We start from the raw sequence: 17,195 nt of genomic DNA, 5'->3' as shown, positions 1-17,195 counted from the left end.
AAATGCTTCAGTTTAGAGGAGCCAGTCGCTGCATCAGGGCGTTGAATCGCTCCAGTTGTTCGGGAATAAAGGATTTATCCTTGTTGCGGCGGATATATACCTTGAATACCGGACGTCCGGTCGGACTGAAAAACTGCACCGAACAGGTATCCACACCGTGGAAAGGCTTGCGAACCAGGGCAATGCCGCCATAACCATCCAGTTTCAGATGTCCTTTCAGCGGAGTATTACGGTCACTCATGTTGTAATAACCGAACTTCTTGCCGCCTTTCGGGAAAGGGGTCACCATTTCAAAGATGGAACCCTCAACATCCAGCACCAGCATGATATCACCCCAGCCCCGGAGTTCTTCAATAATCATTTCAAACTGATTGCCTGCGGCAACTACCATCTGGATTTCAGGTAGATCACCAGACTGGGCAAGTTCGGCCATCGTGTGGATAACTTCAAGTTCACTGATATTCAGTTCGGACGCTACTGCGGCAGGCAGCAATTCAGGGGTTTCAGTAAAACGACGCTGGATTTCTTGTTTCATGGTTTTCTCAGAGGTTGAAATTATGCGGCTTGCTGATGCAGCGGGTACTGTTTCAGGTAATCCTGCAGGGCCTGGCTTAGAGTGACATTCCAGAATTGTCCGGCCAGTGTCAGGTTGAGATAACGTCCGCAGCGCTCAACCAGACCGTTTTGTTCCCAGGCTGCAAACAACGGCTTGCAGTGATCAATAATATTGCTGTAGCCCAGCTGTTCTCCGACAAGACTGATAGCATTTAAATCAAGCCAGCCCAGATCAAACCCGGCTCCGAATATATTGAGTAGAGGCTTTAGCGGGCTTGGGTGGCTCATAAACATCAATGGTTTGGTGTCGTTTGCCACCATTTTCAAATAGGGTTCCAGACTGCGATGCAGCATGACACCGTGACCGTTCACGGTACCACCGGCACCACAGCCAAAAGGAATCACATCATGACCGGCTTTGGTCAGGTGGTTATAAACATTGCGTTCTCTTGGATCCCGGGCCCAGTGGCTGACACTCAAACGGTTGAAATGATGCTGATCCATAAATTCCTTACCCTGCTGGAACAGACCTGCTTTCATTGCAGTATCGCCGGCAGCAGGCATTCGACCTTTGGCAATGGTTTGCGCCATGCGGGTACTCCCCATGACAATCAGCTGGTATAGATCGACACCATGAATCCGGGTTTGAGACAGGATTTCCAAGTCTTCCTGCCACAATGCTTCGGTCTGGTAGGGCAGGCCATAAATAAGATCGACAACAACTGCGGCCTGATCGGTTGCGACCAGATAATCCAGTCGCTCCAGCATGGTTTCCCGGGTGTCAATTCGGCTCATCTTGCGGCGAATATCCGACTGAAAGGTCTGAACGCCCAGAGAGAACCGGTTAAAGCCGGCCTCAATACAGGCACTGACTTTATCGTTGTCGAGTCCGGTAAAGCGTGATTCGAATGTCATCTCGACATCATTGGCCAGCGGCAAGTGCCGGCGAATGGCATCACCCAGTTGCACGATATGTTCCGGTGCCAGTTCTGTTGGTGTGCCTCCACCGAAATAAACGGCCTGAACAGGTTGGCTCTGTATCCACTCCGAATGAGATGCCTGCTCAATCTCTTTCAGCAGAGCAGAAACATACTGGTTAATGGCATCCTGTTTGGCTGTATTCTGGAAGAAAGGGCAGTAAGAGCAGTGAGTGCGACAAAAGGGAATATGAAAATAGGCAGCCCGGCTACCGGGTACAGCAGTTGAATACATGGTCTGCTGCCACAAAGTAGCTATTTCTTCCTGAGCAAGTGGTTTGCTACTGCCGCCAGCATGAGCATTTTTTTTGGCTTCAAAAGCAAAGCGCAGCGGATCGGGTGAATGACGACCGGTCAGTTCCGGAGCCAGTGAAATAGTCATGGTATGCCAGCTGTTCAGAGATAAGGTAAGGGCATCTGCTTGAAGCGAAAGTAATCAGAGTTCAAGAGAGAGGCCGAAAATCATGGCGTACGAATATTTAAGAGCAGTTGCAGTCGGGATGTTATGATCTCAATCAATTTTGAGAATCATTACTATTTGCGACTTATTCTTATTAGTGCGCTCTTGTCCGCATGCTGACATCGCTCAATACTGTCTCAAATAAAACCACTAAACTGTGTCTGTTGTTCTAGGTAGAAACACCATGAGCATACTGATTATTTGTGGTACCGTACGCAGCCTTATCTAACCGTGATCACTAACGCGTGAATACTGGGGGGACCGATGTTCAACGCAGAAATGACTATCGCTGATTTTGACCCTGAGCTGAAAGCCGCTATTGATGCTGAAACTGTCCGTCAGGAACAGCATATCGAACTGATCGCCTCTGAGAACTATACCAGCCCGCGGGTTATGGAAGCCCAGGGGTCCGCACTGACCAACAAGTATGCGGAAGGTTACCCGAACAAGCGTTATTACGGTGGCTGTGAGCACGTTGACGTGGTTGAGCAGCTGGCAATTGATCGTGCTAAAGAACTGTTTGGCGCCAGCTATGCCAATGTCCAGCCGCATTCCGGCTCTCAAGCCAATGCTGCGGTATACATGGCGCTGGTCAAGCCGGGTGATACTGTACTGGGTATGAGTTTGGCCCACGGTGGTCACCTGACTCACGGTGCCAAAGTCAGCTTCTCCGGCCGCATTTACAATGCCGTTCAATATGGCCTGAACGAAGAGACCGGCGAAATTGATTTTGATGAAGTCGAACGTCTTGCGCTGGAGCATAAACCGAAAATGATTATCGGTGGTTTCTCGGCTTACTCCCGCACCATCGACTGGCAGAAGTTTCGTGATATCGCCGACAAGGTCGGAGCTTACCTGATGGTGGATATGGCTCACGTTGCCGGTCTGGTTGCTGCGGGTGTTTATCCTTCTCCGGTAGGTATTGCCGATGTTGTGACAACCACAACTCACAAAACCCTGGGTGGTCCCCGTGGAGGTCTGATTCTGGCCAACGATGATGAAGACCTAAACAAAAAGCTGAACTTTGCAGTATTCCCTGAATCCCAAGGCGGCCCGCTGTGTCACGTTGTTGCAGCAAAGGCCGTCTGCTTCAAGGAAGCTATGGCTGACGACTTCAAAACCTACCAACAGCAGGTTGTTAAGAATGCTCAGGTAATGACTGAAGTGATGCTGGAGCGTGGAATCAATATTGTTTCTGGCGGTACTGATGATCACCTGTTCCTGATGGATCTTATTGGCAAGGAGTACACTGGTAAAGATGCTGAAGAAGCGCTGGGTCGTGCCAATATTACCGTGAACAAGAACGCTGTTCCGAATGATCCTCGCTCACCTTTCATTACCAGTGGTCTGCGTATTGGTTCCCCGGCGATTACCCGTCGCGGTTTCGGTACCGAAGAAGCCCGTCAGCTGGCTGGCTGGATCTGTGATGTGCTGGATAACATCAATGATGAGAATGTCATCAGCGATGTGAAGCAGAAAGTTCTGGGTATCTGTGACCGGTTCCCGGTTTACAAAGGCTAACTGCCAAAGCCGGAATAGTGAGACTAAAAACCCGAAGCATGCTTCGGGTTTTTTCTTTTCTGTGCTGCTGTGACAAATATCAACTGGCTGATATCAGCCAAACCCTTGACGCATAGGGGATATACGGTAATCTGCCAATATTCACCTATACAGATTTGATCTCTATGCACTGTCCCTTCTGCAACACTCAGGATACCAAAGTAATCGACTCCCGACTTGTGGCTGACGGGATACAGGTGCGGCGTCGGCGCGAATGCCAGCAGTGCAGTGAACGATTCACAACATATGAAACAGCTGAATTGTTGATGCCCCGGCTGATCAAGCGCGATGGTACCCGCGAACCTTTTGACGAAATGAAATTAAGGGCCGGAATTACCCGGGCGGTAGAAAAACGTCCGGTCAGTATGGAAGCGATTGAAGAGGCAATCAGTCGGATTATGCACCGCCTGCGGGCAACCGGAGAGCGCGAAATTATTTCCCGGGTTGTGGGTGAAGAAGTGATGACCGAGCTGAAGCAGCTGGATGAAGTTGCTTATATTCGGTTTGCTTCCGTCTATCGCCAGTTTAAAGACCTTAATGAGTTCCGGGAAGAAATTGAAAAGCTGGAAACAGAGCATCATCAGTAAGTACGGAATTTAAAATTAAAATAATAAAAGATGAGCTGATCTGTAGTATGGGCGTTGCCCTGCTGCCATTACTGTGGCTTCAGGGTAGACAGGTCAGACAAAAAATACCCACTCTTCCTGAAGCGGCACCTCCCTTTGAGGGGCTGACAGGTTCTCAAGACAAGAAAATGCATATTCTGGTCATGGGGGAATCAACAGCAGCCGGTGTTGGTGCGAAAGTTCATGATGTTGCCCTGGCGGGTCAACTTGCACGGTATCTCTCTTTAAACCTGAAACAAACGGTCGCGTGGCAAGCAATCGGGCAAAATGGCCTCAAGTCACAAGGCCTGTTGCATCAATTGTTTCCTGAAAAAATAAAACCGGTATTACAACAGCAGCCCGTTGATCTGATTGTTATCAGTATGGGAGTAAACGATGCCAAGGGTTTTACTCCCCGGCAACAGTGGAAGCAGAACATCAAGCGCGTGATCATGGCTATACGTCAGTATTCTGATGCCACAATATTTCTGACCGGTGCACCGCCACTGGAACAGTTTCCTGAACTTCCCAAACCACTGTCATCTGTTTTGGGCGCTCGGGCCCGAATTATAAGCCGGCAGCTAGATGATCTCTGTCGTTCGGATATCGAACGAGTTCATTATCTTCCGATGAATCCGGGGCTAAATGATGGTGACCTTGCCAGTGATGGTTTTCACCCCTCTGAACAGGCTTATGCATCTTGGGGCGAGCAGTTATCCAGTTATTACCAAAGGCTGATCTAGCTTTTATTGAGTTCTCAAGCACTAAGAAAGAATCGGCCCGTATTCCGGGCCGATAACAAATCAGGCCTTTGCCAGTTCCTGCGAACGCTTGATGGCAGCATGCATAGCACCATCAATCAGTTGACGCAGACCACCCTCTTCAAATGTTCTGATTGCTTCAGCGGTTGTTCCGCCGGGTGAAGTCACCTGACGTCTTAATTCAACCACGTCTGTGCCGGTTTCCTTTGCCATTCTTACCGCACCCAGCGCGGTCTGAATGGCCAGTTCGGTAGAATCTTCATGACTGAAACCCAGTTTTTTGCCAGACTCAATCATGGCTTCCATAAACAGGTAGTAATAAGCGGGTGCACTGCCTGCTACAGCAATAATTGAATCAATACCGGATTCTGCTTCCAGCCAGCGACAGATACCCACAGCATTCAGAATGGCTTCAGCTTGTTGTTTTTGTTCCAGACTTACTTTCTGGTTTGCGTATAATCCGGCAACGCCACACTGGAGCATTGAGGGGGTATTGGGCATACAGCGAACAATCGCCATATCACCACCGGCCCACTGATCAAGACTTTCAACGGTAGGGCCTGCTGCAAGGGAAATCAACATGGGTTTGCGTTGCTGTAATGCGGGAGACATCGCACTGACAACGCTTTCCATCATCTGCGGCTTTACTGCCAGAATAACGACATCAGCTGTTTCAACTGTCAGATCATTGTCGTGGGTTGTATGAATGCCGAACTTGTCGCGCCACAGCTGCTGTTTTTCTTCAGAACGATTGGTACCGGTGATGCTGTCAGCAGGATATCCATTTGCTATCAGACCACCGATAATGGCACTGGCCATATTGCCGACGCCAATAAATGCCAGTTTCGGAGTGGATAGGGTCATTTGTTGCTACCTTGCCTGCTCAATCAAACCGGCATCCTAGCCTAGCAGACGTGATGAGCAAAGCAGGGTTATAGTTTTAGTGCATCCTGTATCACTTGCCATAACGGGTTTGGCTTACGAGGACGAGGAAGTGGTTCGCCATTGTCATGAGCCTTCCACCAGGCTTCACCGAAGCCATCAGAGCCACATTCAAAATCATATCCATCCCAGGCATCTTCACGGAAAGCGTAGAAGGCCCAGTGCATTCTGTTCTGGTTCAGGATTGAGGTGACATCTTTTAGGTAGATCGCTGCATCCGGATTTCTGCGGAAGCAACCCAGTGCTGAGACGAGCAGACGGTGTCGGGGAATCTTGTGGCTATCAGCCCAGTTGGTGAACCGGGCTAATTCCTGTTCCAGGCGTTTGCGATCCCAGTATTCACTTTGCTTATTGACAGAAATGGCGCCGGGGTAGCGGTAGCCGCGCTTTTCAGTGAAGTTAAAGCGCGAGGAGTAATCCCAGGGAGCCATAAAATGAACAGCATAAAGCGTTCTGTCATCCTCGGCAGGAGTCATACTTGTCCATGCTCCGGGGCTACCAAAGTCTGCACTTTCAATAATAACCGGGGTTCGTATATCAGCCTTGCGAATAGCCTGAAGCAGCCGGAGACTAAGATCTGGCCAGACATTCGCAGCCTCTGTGGCCGGAGCGCTCAGCAGGCTATAGCCAACGATGGCCGGATGCAGCTTTAAGGCCTGAGCCAGATCAAACCAGAACTGCTCGGCCTGCTGCTGAAATCGCTTGTCACGCCAAAGCCGGGAATCGCGCTTTCCATCATTATTCTGAATCCAGCGGCAGCCGGGAAGCCCCAGGGGAACAAGCACTACAGATAGTTGATGTTCGTAGGCCAGGTCCAGTGTCTGAAGCAACTGCCTAAGGTCATTCGGCTGGAGTGAATGGTAGTTATCGAGATCTCCAGCCAGAAAATCTTGCCCTTCTCCAGGCCATTTATCCCATGTCAGGCGTATCCAGTTAATGCCTGCAGCCTTCGCGGCTTTGAACCAGTCCTCATCAACCTTGATGTTATAGCAGTTGGCTCCATGGCGAGGAGCATCGGTCCAGAATGCTGTTTTGCGGTCATACCCTCCGGCTGTAGCGAAAAAGCCGGAATAAATGAAGAGTATCAGGGCAAGATACCCGCATGCTCGAGCAGAATGTTTATGGTTATTCATGCATCAATTGACAGGCACCGGGTTGGTGGGTTCCCGCCGAACGTAGAGGAGGGGCTCAGGCTTCAGGCTGTACTTCTGTATCGGGTGCCTGTTTCAGGCTGACCACGGTGTGAATAAACAAGGTCAAAACAATAATCCCGCCTCCAAGAAGGGCATGAAATGAAGGTTCTTCATGCAGAACGAGCCATACCCATACCGGACCCAGAATGGTTTCAAGCAGCATCAACAGGGTGACTTCGGCAGCAGGAATTAAACGGGCACCGGCTGCAAGCAGAACAAATGCAAAGCCGTTCATGCTTCCCATTGCGACCAGCCTGACCACTTGTGACGGTGAGACCGCAAAAACAGATGCCTGCAGAGCACTGACGAAGGCAACCAGAATACCTCCCCAGGCAAACATTGCCGGTGTGTTAATGGTCTGTGTATGACGTACCAGCACAATGCCAGCGGCGGTACAAAGAGTGCAGCCAAGCGCAAACAGTTTGCCCAGCATGCCGGAGCTGTCCATATCATCACTGAATATCAGCAGGATGCCGCTCAAAGCCAGCACGATGGCAATCCAGGTGCGTGGCGGCACGTGTTCTTTCAGAAAAAACATGCTGAGCAATGCTGCGAACAAGGAATTGGTGCTGAGAATAACCAGTACATTGGCAACGGTAGTGTGGGTGACGGCGAGGACAAAGCAGGACAGTGAGACAGAAAATATCAGGGCACCCAGCCAGGCTTTCGGTTGGTTCGGTAGATATAAGCGCGGATTCAGTGATCTGTGCTGCAATACAAGCATCGCCAACAACGTCAGGGCAATAATGCCACCCCGCCAGAACAGTGTGGTCAGGTCATCTGTACCGGTCAGGCGAACCAGCAGTGCATCAGGTGTCAGAAATAGAGCACCGATAAGAGCCAGAAGAACGCCGCGGGTTTCCAGAGGTATTTGAGGTCTCACCATTTGGTGCTGCTTTATTCGTTATCGGGATTCAGTTCACCCAGGGGAATAACCATAGTCGAAAGGTTATCGAATGAGCCAGCTCTGTAGACATTCTCTACCAGCCCGGTTGCAATCTCCTCGCTGGTAAGTCCGTCTTCCTGCCCATAGTGAACAAAGTCAGCAATATCCCGGGTGGTCGAAACATCAAATATGCCATCACAGCCCTGAACCAGAGTATGACCACCCCAGCCGCCAGCAGGGCACTCAAACTTGGTTATTTTGGGACGTGCGCTGATGACACCGTCAAATCGCTGTTCTCCCAGTGAACGGGCCGTACCAATACCAAGTGAGCCGTCCGGAAACAGCACCCGATCGGCCTTTTCATCTACATGACCGCCTCGCTGTTCAATACTGCGTTTGAAATCCGGGTCAGAAGGTTTGGCATCACGGCTCAGCTGCAGGCACTCATTTTTGGGGCCGACCAGCAGTGCTCTGGAGTCACCGACATTAGCTGTCCAGAGATTGTTATCAATCATCAGGCACACATTGGCTGTGGTGCCTGCCTTGGGATTAAAAGCCTCGCCGAGATTAGCGTTGTAACTGTTATTGAGGTCGACCATCGCAAGTTTCAGGGCATTCCAGATGCCTGCATCAGTGAGTTCTTGCGGGTTGAACTCTTCCAGCCGGTTTATCAGAAACTGCTGGATATTCTGAACTGCGAACTCAGCTGCTTCAGTACCACCATGACCATCAAAGACACCGGAAAGCTTGACCGGATATTCTCTGCCTCCAATGTTGATATTAAAGCGGGTTGCCAGGTGCCGGTCTTCCATATACGGAGCACGTCCATGGGATGTGGCTACAGCGGCGTTGGACCAGATTTCAATAGCATCACACTGTATCGGTGCCACTTTGGCTGTTCTTATTGATTCAGGGGCAGCATCCTCAACCACGCTGGCAAAGCGGGTGGAAGCAAACGTTTTCCAGTCAAACTTATTCGGTGGATTAAAGCGTAGCTCTTCTGCATCCATCTTTTTTCGCTTGGCTTTTTCTTCCAACTGATCCTCAAGGGCGTCCTGTTTATCAAACTCCTCTTTTTGCTGCATATAGGCTGCCAGCATTTCGTCTTTGAGTTTTTGCCTGACAATGGCGGCATCCGGTTCGACCCGGTATTCAAGGCTGCTCAGGGCTATCGGATTGAGTGAGGCATGTCTACTGACTGTAAGTGGGCAGGGTTGTTGCCAGTGGGCTGTGGTGCGGCTATTAGCATTGACCAGATGTTGGGCTGCAGCATTTACGGTGATCGTTCTGTTCTTCAGCTGAGTCGTAGGCACGCAGACTTGTCCTGACAAACGATCGAGAAGCCTGCAGGCTGCTTCGTGTTGTTGCCGATCGAGCTCATTCAGTCGCTCGATTTTGCCGGACACAACATGATTAAGCAGTCGTAGTGGCGAATATTTGCGTTCGGCTCCAAGTGCATGCAGCGCTTGCTGAACTGTGCGCAGAAAGGCCGTAGTTTTGGCTTTTTTATGTCCTGCAACAAAGTGATTGTTTTCCAGTCGCAGGGTTTTATTCCCGGCTCGCTGGTTTTGCAGTTCATGCAATTCGGTTTGTTGCTGTTCTGTCCTCCGCAGAGTGACCTGGTAATGTCCCTCTGCTCCCTTGATGCCTATTGCCATTGGCGGCTGTCGTCCCTGTAGCCCTACTTCTCACTATAGATGTAACAGTCAGCAAGGCAGGGGGAACAAGTCAGGCCATCAGAGACTCTCATAATAACTATAAGAATCTGATGGAATGCTGTATTGATCCGCCAGTGTCTGGAACATCCCCGCCTGCCGGGAACGTTACTGTTTTTTATGCTGCTCGGCGGACTCTGGGGACTGCGTGGTATGCCGTTGCAGTTGCTGCCGGTGCCGGACAAGCCGCTGATTACTGTTGAATGCTTCTGGCGTCATGCAGCTCCGGAAGAGATTGAAGCTGAAGTAGTAAAACCGCTGGAAGATGTACTGGGCAATATGCCGGCGCTCAGTCGGATGGATGTCGCAATTACTCAGGGGGATGCCCGGTTTGAGTTGCTACTGAATGATCAGGCTGACCGGCGTGAGGTGCTGCTTGATCTGATCAGCCGGATTAACCGGGTTCAGGATCTGCCGCAGGATCTGGAAGGTCCCTATATTCGCAGTGGTAGTGATCATGACTGTCTTACCTGGTTGATGTTGCATGGCCCGGATGATGAATCACTGTTGTTAACGCATCAGCATGAGTACTCCCGCATACTGCAGGAACGTATTGGCCGCTTGCCGGGTGTAGCCAGACTGGTGGTTCACGGTGGTGGCGAAGAACGGCTTGAGGTCCGTTATGACCCGTTCAGATTGGCAGCAGCCGGTTTCAGGGTGCCTGATCTGGCTGATAAGTTGAGAGCCACTGTTAATCGCTCGGCCGGATTAATTGATATGGCTGGGCGGCTCGAATATCCACTGCGATATATCGGGCGGCCTGACAGAGATGAACTGAAGCAACTGCAGCTGGCTCCGGGACCTGTGGTGCTGGGCGATCTTGCTACCGTCAAGCTGGCACATGAACCCGGCCAGCCTTGTCCTCGCTATAACAATAAACCGGCTTTTGCCATTGAAGTGATCCGTCAGCCCGGCAGTGATGCGATGCAGACGCTGAAATCTGTCAGTCTGGCTATCGATGAATTGAATAATGAGGTTTTTCATCCGGCCGGCTGGCAGCTGGATCAGCCATTCAATATGGGAGTTTATCTGCAGCGTGTGTTGTCGATGCTGGCAAGTAATCTGGGGCTGGGCATCGGTCTGACGCTGCTGGCCGTCTGCATCTTTATTCGACAATGGCGTGCTGCAGTGCTGATTATTGCAGTGATTCCAGTCTGCCTGCTGCTGACACTCGGGCTGATGCGATTGCTGGGATTTTCACTCAATATTATCTCCATTGCCGGTCTGGCCTTTGCGGTGGGGATGGTTGTTGATGCCGCCATTGTGGTTACGGAAAACCTGATGCTGCGTATGAGCGAAGGGGAATCTGTAAAGCTGGCAGGCATTAGTGCCGCATCAACCATGTCCCGTGCTTTGCTGGCGGCAACACTGACGACTCTGATTGTGTTTATTCCCGGTGTGGCCTTGCCGGGAACTGCGGGTCATCTGTTTACCGAACTGGGTGTCAGTCTGGTGCTGGCTGTAGCCTTGTCTCTTCCTGCTGCCCTGTTTCTGGTGCCATTACTGGCACGATGGGTGTTAAGGCCGGTCAAAACAAAAGGCAGCAACAAGGTTATTGTGTGGCTGGCCCGGCAATGTCGTTTGGTGGTCTCTTCTGCTGCCCGGCGCCGGCTGATTTTGCTGACTGCTCTGTTACTACCGCTTTTAACTCTTTGGGAGCACCCGGCTTTAAATCTGCTGCCTTTTATCAGCCGGGATGAGGTTCAGGTCTGGCTGGACTTTGAGGGGCACTTGTCTCCTGATGCGGTTGCAAAGGAGCGGATTGCTCCTGTGAATGAATTTCTGGCGCAGCTGAAAGCTGATGGTGAGATTCGTGACAGTTCACTGCAGTTGTGGTCGGGAGGAGGAAAGCTGATTGTAAGGCCGGTATCCCCCGAAGGAACGCAACGCCTGCTGAGAAAAATGCGCCGCTTTTTCTCAACTCGGGATGATATGGACGGCTTGGCTTTGAAGGCTCCGCTGTTTGCACCGCAACGCAGCGAACAGGAAATCAGGTTGTATCTGAAGGAGCAGGATTTAACCCGATACTTCGAGCAACGGGAGGTTGCAGCTGAACTTATCATATCAGCTTTACCCGATACCCAGATTCGCAGTGAACCCGGGGCGGATAACCTGCGTTCCGGGCTGAATATTATTCCCAGAGATCGGGCGCTACAGAATGCTGGCTGGGAGCGAGGCGATATGGCCGAAGTGATCCAGAGCCTTGGCGGAGGTTTGCATGTCGGCGACTGGTACGACGGTGATCGAATGCTGGACCTTGTACTTGTTCGCTCGCCGGAAAGCCTTAGCCTGAGCCTGGAGCAAAATCCTGTTGCGACAGATAAACAGGTGATGCCGCTTTCCGGGTTAGTGGACATAAAGGAAGAGCAGGTTGCTGATGAAATTCGTCGGCATGAGGGGCATCGGGTTCAGCTACTGACGATTGAGCCGCCAGAGGGTATGGCTCTGGGTACAGTCTTGACCCGTTTACAACGTGATGTAATGCCACAACTCGTAAAGTCAGGCCTGAATGCAAAACTGGAAGGCAGTGTTCAGCGGTTGGAAGAGGGGCGTCAGGGACTCTGGCTACTGCTTGGATTGTCATTATTAATGCTTGCTGCTGTGCTTTGGATCACGCTTGAGAGCAAGTCCGATACGCTGCGTGTGCTACTGGTGATGCCGGTATGTATGGCGGGTGGCTGGTATGCACTCAGAATAATGACTGAAGCTGAAAGCGTTGATCTACTGACACTAACCGGGTTTGTGATTCTGATGGGGCTGGTGGTCAACAATGCCATCCTGTTGCTGAGTGAAATACGAGCAGGGCAAGACTTCGGAATGCAATTGAGTCAGGCAATCGAAGCAGGACTGGTTCAGCGGCTGCGCCCAATGTTGATGACCACGCTGACAACGGTGACAGGCATGTTGCCACTGGTGCTGAGTCATGCGGGAGGCTGTGAAATTTATCGCGGTCTGGCGATTGTGGTTGCCAGTGGCATGCTGGTCAGCTTGCCGGTTTCTCTATTAATGATTCCGGCGATGTTATTGCTCAAACCTAGCCCTGAAACCATAAAAGCACGAGAAGAAGAGGGTTCGCTATGAAGTTGAATCTGGTACTCACTATCTGGCTCGGATGGTTGGCGATAACCGTCAATGCTGCAGAGCAGGAGAAGGAACACTGGTTTCAGGGACGGGTTATCAGTGTAGAAAAACTGACAGCCAGTCCATGCTGCCCTGGCCGGATTGACTGGCGTGCTGACTTCGGAGCGATGATTCGTCAGGGACAACCGCTGTTCCGGTTACAGGATGGTGAATTAAAAATGAAGCTGGAAGCCAGCCAGCTCCGGGTCAATAAGCTTGAGTCTCGACTGGTTCAGATTCAGAAGCGACATGAGCGAATGAAAAGGCTGGGAGAGAATCGTCATGCAGGTGTCGCAGAAGTGGAGGATGCCTGTTTTGAAGCTGAAAAAACACGACTGGAGTTGGCAGAGGAGCAGGCAGAGCTGGCCCGCTTTCAGTATCTGATGAATGAGCGAGTGTTTTATGCCCCTTATGATGGCATCGTAATGGAAACTGTGTTGAATGCCGGTGATTATGTAACCTCAGGCAAGGAAGTCTTGAAATTTGAAGGGCTAAAGCGGGAGGTGGAAGTCTGGTTACCACGAAAACTGGTACAGAATATGGAGCAAGCCACGTGTAGTGTTAAACCGGAAGAGGGTCGTCTCGGGGTGACATTGAAGAAGCCACGCCATGCGCTATCTGCAGATCCTTCAACCGGGTTGTTCAGGGTAAGGTTTGAACCCGGGGCTGATTTGCGCTTTTCCGGCGAAGCGGTGACCGTGCAGTGTCGAATGTCTGAAGCAGCAATGTCAGCCAGCAACTAAAGTAATGTGACCCCGGCTGTTTTTTCTAGGATGCATCGCCATGTTGCGTCAGGCTGCTGCTGTCTTTCTGTTACTGTCCACGACAGTCATTGCGAGTGATGATCGAGTTGGAAGTGTTGCTCCCTGGCCCGGTGAAACACCTTCTGAAATCAGTGCGAAATATGCCCGGGTTGATCTTGGTGAAGAAATTTCGCAGACCATCAGTATTTATGGTGCTGGTCAGCTGGATGTCGACTTTGATCTATATGAGGATATACAGCCCCCACAAAAAGGTGACGGGCCGCTTCGGGTTGTACATCTGTATGCTTTTTCTACCGGAAATACAGAAGCTGCCGTTGATAGTCCGCCTGTCCTGATGAAAAGCATTGAAATCCCGCCTGCTGAAATTCCGACCCGAATCCACGTAATTCATGACCCGAAGCTGATACTTCGAGTAGAAAGCCGACAAGCACAGCAGGCTGATGGGTGAATAATTGTGGCAGAGCGGTATATAATGCGCCGACCCTGCAAATGTTGTTTTCATGGCTGTATGACGTGATACCCCGCACATGACTCAATTCAGTACGACCGATCACAAAATGATGGCCCGGGCGCTGCAACTGGCAGAGCAGGGACTCTACAGCACCATGCCTAACCCAAGAGTGGGTTGCATTGTGGTGCAGGACAATGAAGGCACACCTGAAATCGTAGGTGAAGGCTGGCATATCCGTGCCGGTGAAGCCCACGCCGAGATTCATGCCCTTAAAGAAGCCTGTAGCCGGGCAAAGGGCGCGACAGTTTACGTCACACTGGAACCCTGCAGTCATTACGGCCGCACTCCTCCCTGTGCCGAAGCACTGGCAGAAGCCGGTGTAAAACGGGTCGTCGCTGCGATGCTGGATCCTAATCCCCAGGTTGCCGGGCGTGGTATGGAACGCCTGCAACAGGCAGGCATTCAGGTCGAGCACGGTTTAATGCAACAGCAAGCCCGAGCCTTGAATGCCGGTTTTATCAAGCGAATGGAAACCGGCAAACCGTTTGTACGCTGCAAACTGGCAATGAGTCTGGATGGCCGTACCGCCATGGCTTCAGGTGAATCCCAGTGGATTACCGGCCCGGAAGCCCGTTCCGATGTCCAACGCATGCGTGCCAGAAGCTGTGCGGTAATGACCGGCAGTGGCACCATTCAGCTGGATGATGCGGCTTTGACTGTGCGTCCACACCAATTGGGAATGACAGATCCTTCATTAGCTGCCGAGAAACAGCCACTGCGTGTTGTGCTGGACTCGGCACTGGAAATTTCACCTCAGGCCAAAATTCTGCAGCAGCCGGAAAACACGCTGCTGATCACGGCGCACCCGGAAGAGTACCGCATCAAAGCCATGCGGGCGTTGGGTGCCGAAGTACTGACCTGTCCGGGTGAGATGGATCGGGTCGATCTGGTGTCTGTTATGGAATTGCTGGGTCGCCGGGAATGTAATGAAGTCCTGCTGGAGTGCGGAGCAACACTGGCAGGAGCAGCACTTGATGCCGGGCTGGTGGATGAGCTGGTGGTTTATATGGCACCGGTATTGATGGGCAGTAATGCCCGCCCGCTGCTTGAACTGCCCCTGACTCATATGGCAGGCAAGGTCGAGCTGGAAATCACCGATATGCGCGCCATCGGCAGGGACTGGCGAATCACCGCCCGTCCACGTGATGCTCATAGCTGATCAGACTGAATTTAAATACGGATTAACGGAAAGCACAGCGCTCTATGTTTACAGGCATTATCGAAGCGGTCGGAACAATACGCGCCCTTGAAAACCGGGGTGGTGATGTCCGGCTGGATATTCAGGCGGGCACGCTTGATATGTCCGATGTGAAGCTGGGAGACAGCATTGCCACCAACGGGGTTTGCCTGACGGCGGTGGTGCTGAGTCATGACAGCTTTGTTGCCGATGTCTCCCGGGAAACGCTGAATCGTACCGGGCTGGCGGCTTTGAAGCCCGGCTCTTCGGTCAACCTGGAAAAAGCCATGCGGGCAAATGGTCGACTGGATGGTCATATTGTCAGCGGTCACGTGGATGGTGTTGGCAAAATTCTGTCCATCGAGCCTTCTGCGCGTTCCATGCGTTACCGGGTGGAAGCACCTACCAAACTGGCTCATTACATTGCCGAGAAAGGTTCGATCACCATCGATGGTGTCAGCCTGACAGTGAATGCTGTTGAAGGCGCAGTATTTGAAGTGAATATTGTGCCGCACACTGCAGAGCAAACCATCATTCACCATTACCGGCCCGGTAGCCGGGTAAACCTGGAAGTCGATATTATTGCCCGCTACCTGGAGCGCCTGCTGCATGGGCGAATGGCGGACAATGAAGATGACCATACGCCGGAAAGCAAACTGACTGAAAGCTTCCTGACCTCTCACGGATTTACCGGGCGTCGTCGTTGATTTTTGCCGGCACTGATGGCCGGACTCAAGGCGCTGCCCGCAGCGCGACTTTATACATTGAAGTGCAACGCTATACATCGCAGTGCAACGCTATAAAAAACAGGTATCTGCATGCAGTTAAACAGCATTGAAGAACTGATTGAAGACATTCGGCTGGGCAAGCCGGTAATCCTGATGGATGACGAAGACCGCGAGAATGAGGGGGATTTGATTGTCGCGGCCGAAAAAATCACCCCGGAAACGGTGAACTTCATGGCGAAGGAAGCCCGGGGACTGATTTGTCTGACGCTGGAAGGTCAGCGCTGTGACTTCCTGGGGCTGCCGCAGATGGTTTCTGACAACAAGGAATCCCACGGTACTGCCTTTACCGTATCCATTGAAGCGGCAGAAGGTGTAACAACCGGTATTTCTGCGGCTGACCGTGCCCGCACAATTCGGGTTGCAGTAGATCCTTTCAGTCAGCCCAGTGACATTGTTCAGCCGGGACATATCTTCCCGCTGCGTGCCCAGCCGGGTGGCGTGCTGAGCCGTGCCGGTCATACCGAAGCCGGTTGTGATCTGGCCAAGCTGGCAGGTCTGACACCCGCTGCTGCCATTGTGGAAATTATGAATGAAGATGGCACAATGGCGCGCCGGCCGGATCTTGAACAATTTGCCGAGATTCACGGGCTGAAAATCGGTACAATCGCCGACCTGATTCACTACCGGATCGTTAATGAGCAAACAGTGGAGCTGCTGGATGAGCAACCGCTGGAAACTGCTCATGGCCAGTTCCGCATGACCCGCTTCCGTGACCTGCTCAATGGTCAGCTCCATATGGCGCTGAGCATGGGGGATATTTCCGGTGAAGATCCGGCGCTGGTACGGGTGCATGTGGTTGATCATTTCCGCGATCTGCTGGGTGCCCGCAAAAGCGAAAGCGCCAGCTGGTCGCTGCAGGATGCCCTTGGCCGGGTGGCCCGTGAAGGTAGCGGTGTAGTTGTTCTGCTAGACTCCGACCAGCCCAATGGTCTGGAAGAAAGCATGACCCGGTTTATGGAGCCGGTACGAATGACTGCCGGAGAACAGAGCCGTGGTTATATGACCATCGGTACCGGTTCCCAGATTCTGCGGGAACTGGGTGTACGAAAAATGCGTTTGCTGAGCTCGCCCATTCGCTTCAGTGCGATTTCCGGCTTTGACCTGGAAATTACGGAGTACATTCCTTTTGACGGCGTGGATGCTTGATGCATCAGGTGTAGCTTTAAAAGCGGTCTGCGGGA

General features: G+C 51.8%; 15 protein-coding genes. 9 read left to right on the top strand and 6 right to left on the bottom strand.

The genetic code is table 11. The annotated features are described in order from the left end of the window. Positions 1-7 precede the first annotated feature (7 nt). Both hutX and hutW read right to left on the bottom strand, forming a co-directional pair. On the bottom strand, positions 8-535 hold the full coding sequence (gene hutX, locus ACYZZ0_RS05885) for a heme utilization cystosolic carrier protein HutX (RefSeq protein WP_461535666.1): 528 nt from the start codon (positions 533-535) through the stop codon (positions 8-10). Between the two features lie 20 nt (positions 536-555). After that, positions 556-1,914, bottom strand: a complete 1,359-nt coding sequence (hutW, locus tag ACYZZ0_RS05880) for a heme anaerobic degradation radical SAM methyltransferase ChuW/HutW (RefSeq protein ID WP_461535665.1) — start codon at positions 1,912-1,914, stop codon at positions 556-558. Between the two features lie 342 nt (positions 1,915-2,256). On the opposite strand from hutW, the gene glyA reads away from it, so the two are divergent. The 3 genes from glyA (at position 2,257) to ACYZZ0_RS05865 (ending at position 4,900) form a co-directional block, all read left to right on the top strand. Then, positions 2,257-3,513: a serine hydroxymethyltransferase gene (gene glyA / locus ACYZZ0_RS05875; protein WP_461535664.1), complete on the top strand. Its 1,257-nt coding sequence runs from the start codon at positions 2,257-2,259 to the stop codon at positions 3,511-3,513. 164 nt (positions 3,514-3,677) lie between these two features. After that, complete coding sequence (gene nrdR, locus ACYZZ0_RS05870) at positions 3,678-4,139, top strand: transcriptional regulator NrdR (RefSeq protein WP_461535663.1); 462 nt, start codon at positions 3,678-3,680, stop codon at positions 4,137-4,139. Positions 4,140-4,186: 47 nt separating this feature from the next. After that, positions 4,187-4,900, top strand: a complete 714-nt coding sequence (locus ACYZZ0_RS05865; protein WP_461535662.1) for an SGNH/GDSL hydrolase family protein — start codon at positions 4,187-4,189, stop codon at positions 4,898-4,900. A gap of 60 nt (positions 4,901-4,960) precedes the next feature. Here the strand turns inward: ACYZZ0_RS05865 and proC are convergent, their stop codons facing one another. The 4 genes from proC to ACYZZ0_RS05845 all read right to left on the bottom strand — a co-directional run bounded on the left by proC (position 4,961) and on the right by ACYZZ0_RS05845 (position 9,597). Next, on the bottom strand, positions 4,961-5,782 hold the full coding sequence (proC, locus tag ACYZZ0_RS05860; RefSeq protein WP_461535661.1) for a pyrroline-5-carboxylate reductase: 822 nt from the start codon (positions 5,780-5,782) through the stop codon (positions 4,961-4,963). 68 nt (positions 5,783-5,850) lie between these two features. After that, the gene (locus ACYZZ0_RS05855) at positions 5,851-6,993 is read right to left on the bottom strand and encodes a glycoside hydrolase family 5 protein (RefSeq protein ID WP_461535660.1); all 1,143 of its coding nucleotides are present in this window, start codon (positions 6,991-6,993) and stop codon (positions 5,851-5,853) included. Positions 6,994-7,048: 55 nt separating this feature from the next. Then, positions 7,049-7,939 (bottom strand): DMT family transporter, encoded by an 891-nt coding sequence (locus ACYZZ0_RS05850; RefSeq protein WP_461535659.1) that lies wholly within the window; start codon positions 7,937-7,939, stop codon positions 7,049-7,051. An 11-nt stretch (positions 7,940-7,950) separates the two neighbouring features. After that, on the bottom strand, positions 7,951-9,597 hold the full coding sequence (locus ACYZZ0_RS05845) for a PP2C family serine/threonine-protein phosphatase (RefSeq protein ID WP_461535658.1): 1,647 nt from the start codon (positions 9,595-9,597) through the stop codon (positions 7,951-7,953). Between the two features lie 123 nt (positions 9,598-9,720). On the opposite strand from ACYZZ0_RS05845, the gene ACYZZ0_RS05840 reads away from it, so the two are divergent. From ACYZZ0_RS05840 to ribBA, 6 genes are all read left to right on the top strand, one after another. Beyond that, positions 9,721-12,735, top strand: coding sequence for an efflux RND transporter permease subunit (locus tag ACYZZ0_RS05840; protein WP_461535657.1), 3,015 nt, complete (start codon positions 9,721-9,723; stop codon positions 12,733-12,735). Continuing rightward, entirely contained in the window at positions 12,732-13,517 is a 786-nt protein-coding gene (locus ACYZZ0_RS05835) for an efflux RND transporter periplasmic adaptor subunit (protein WP_461535656.1), read from the top strand. The genes ACYZZ0_RS05840 and ACYZZ0_RS05835 overlap by 4 nt, the downstream gene beginning before the upstream one ends. A 40-nt stretch (positions 13,518-13,557) precedes the next feature. Further along, on the top strand, positions 13,558-13,986 hold the full coding sequence (locus tag ACYZZ0_RS05830) for a hypothetical protein (RefSeq protein WP_461535655.1): 429 nt from the start codon (positions 13,558-13,560) through the stop codon (positions 13,984-13,986). Positions 13,987-14,065: 79 nt separating this feature from the next. Further along, positions 14,066-15,208: a bifunctional diaminohydroxyphosphoribosylaminopyrimidine deaminase/5-amino-6-(5-phosphoribosylamino)uracil reductase RibD gene (gene ribD, locus ACYZZ0_RS05825; protein WP_461535654.1), complete on the top strand. Its 1,143-nt coding sequence runs from the start codon at positions 14,066-14,068 to the stop codon at positions 15,206-15,208. A 44-nt stretch (positions 15,209-15,252) separates the two neighbouring features. Next, the gene (locus ACYZZ0_RS05820; protein ID WP_461535653.1) at positions 15,253-15,933 is read left to right on the top strand and encodes a riboflavin synthase; all 681 of its coding nucleotides are present in this window, start codon (positions 15,253-15,255) and stop codon (positions 15,931-15,933) included. Positions 15,934-16,044: 111 nt separating this feature from the next. Next, positions 16,045-17,160, top strand: coding sequence for a bifunctional 3,4-dihydroxy-2-butanone-4-phosphate synthase/GTP cyclohydrolase II (gene ribBA, locus ACYZZ0_RS05815; RefSeq protein ID WP_461535652.1), 1,116 nt, complete (start codon positions 16,045-16,047; stop codon positions 17,158-17,160). The last annotated feature ends 35 nt before the right edge of the window (positions 17,161-17,195 follow it).

The sequence above is a fragment of the Spongorhabdus nitratireducens genome, from assembly GCA_947387575.1.
Lineage (GTDB): Bacteria > Pseudomonadota > Gammaproteobacteria > Pseudomonadales > Endozoicomonadaceae > CANDOC01.
Note: the sequence above shows the minus strand (reverse complement) of the source record. Positions and strands in the feature narration are given on the sequence as shown.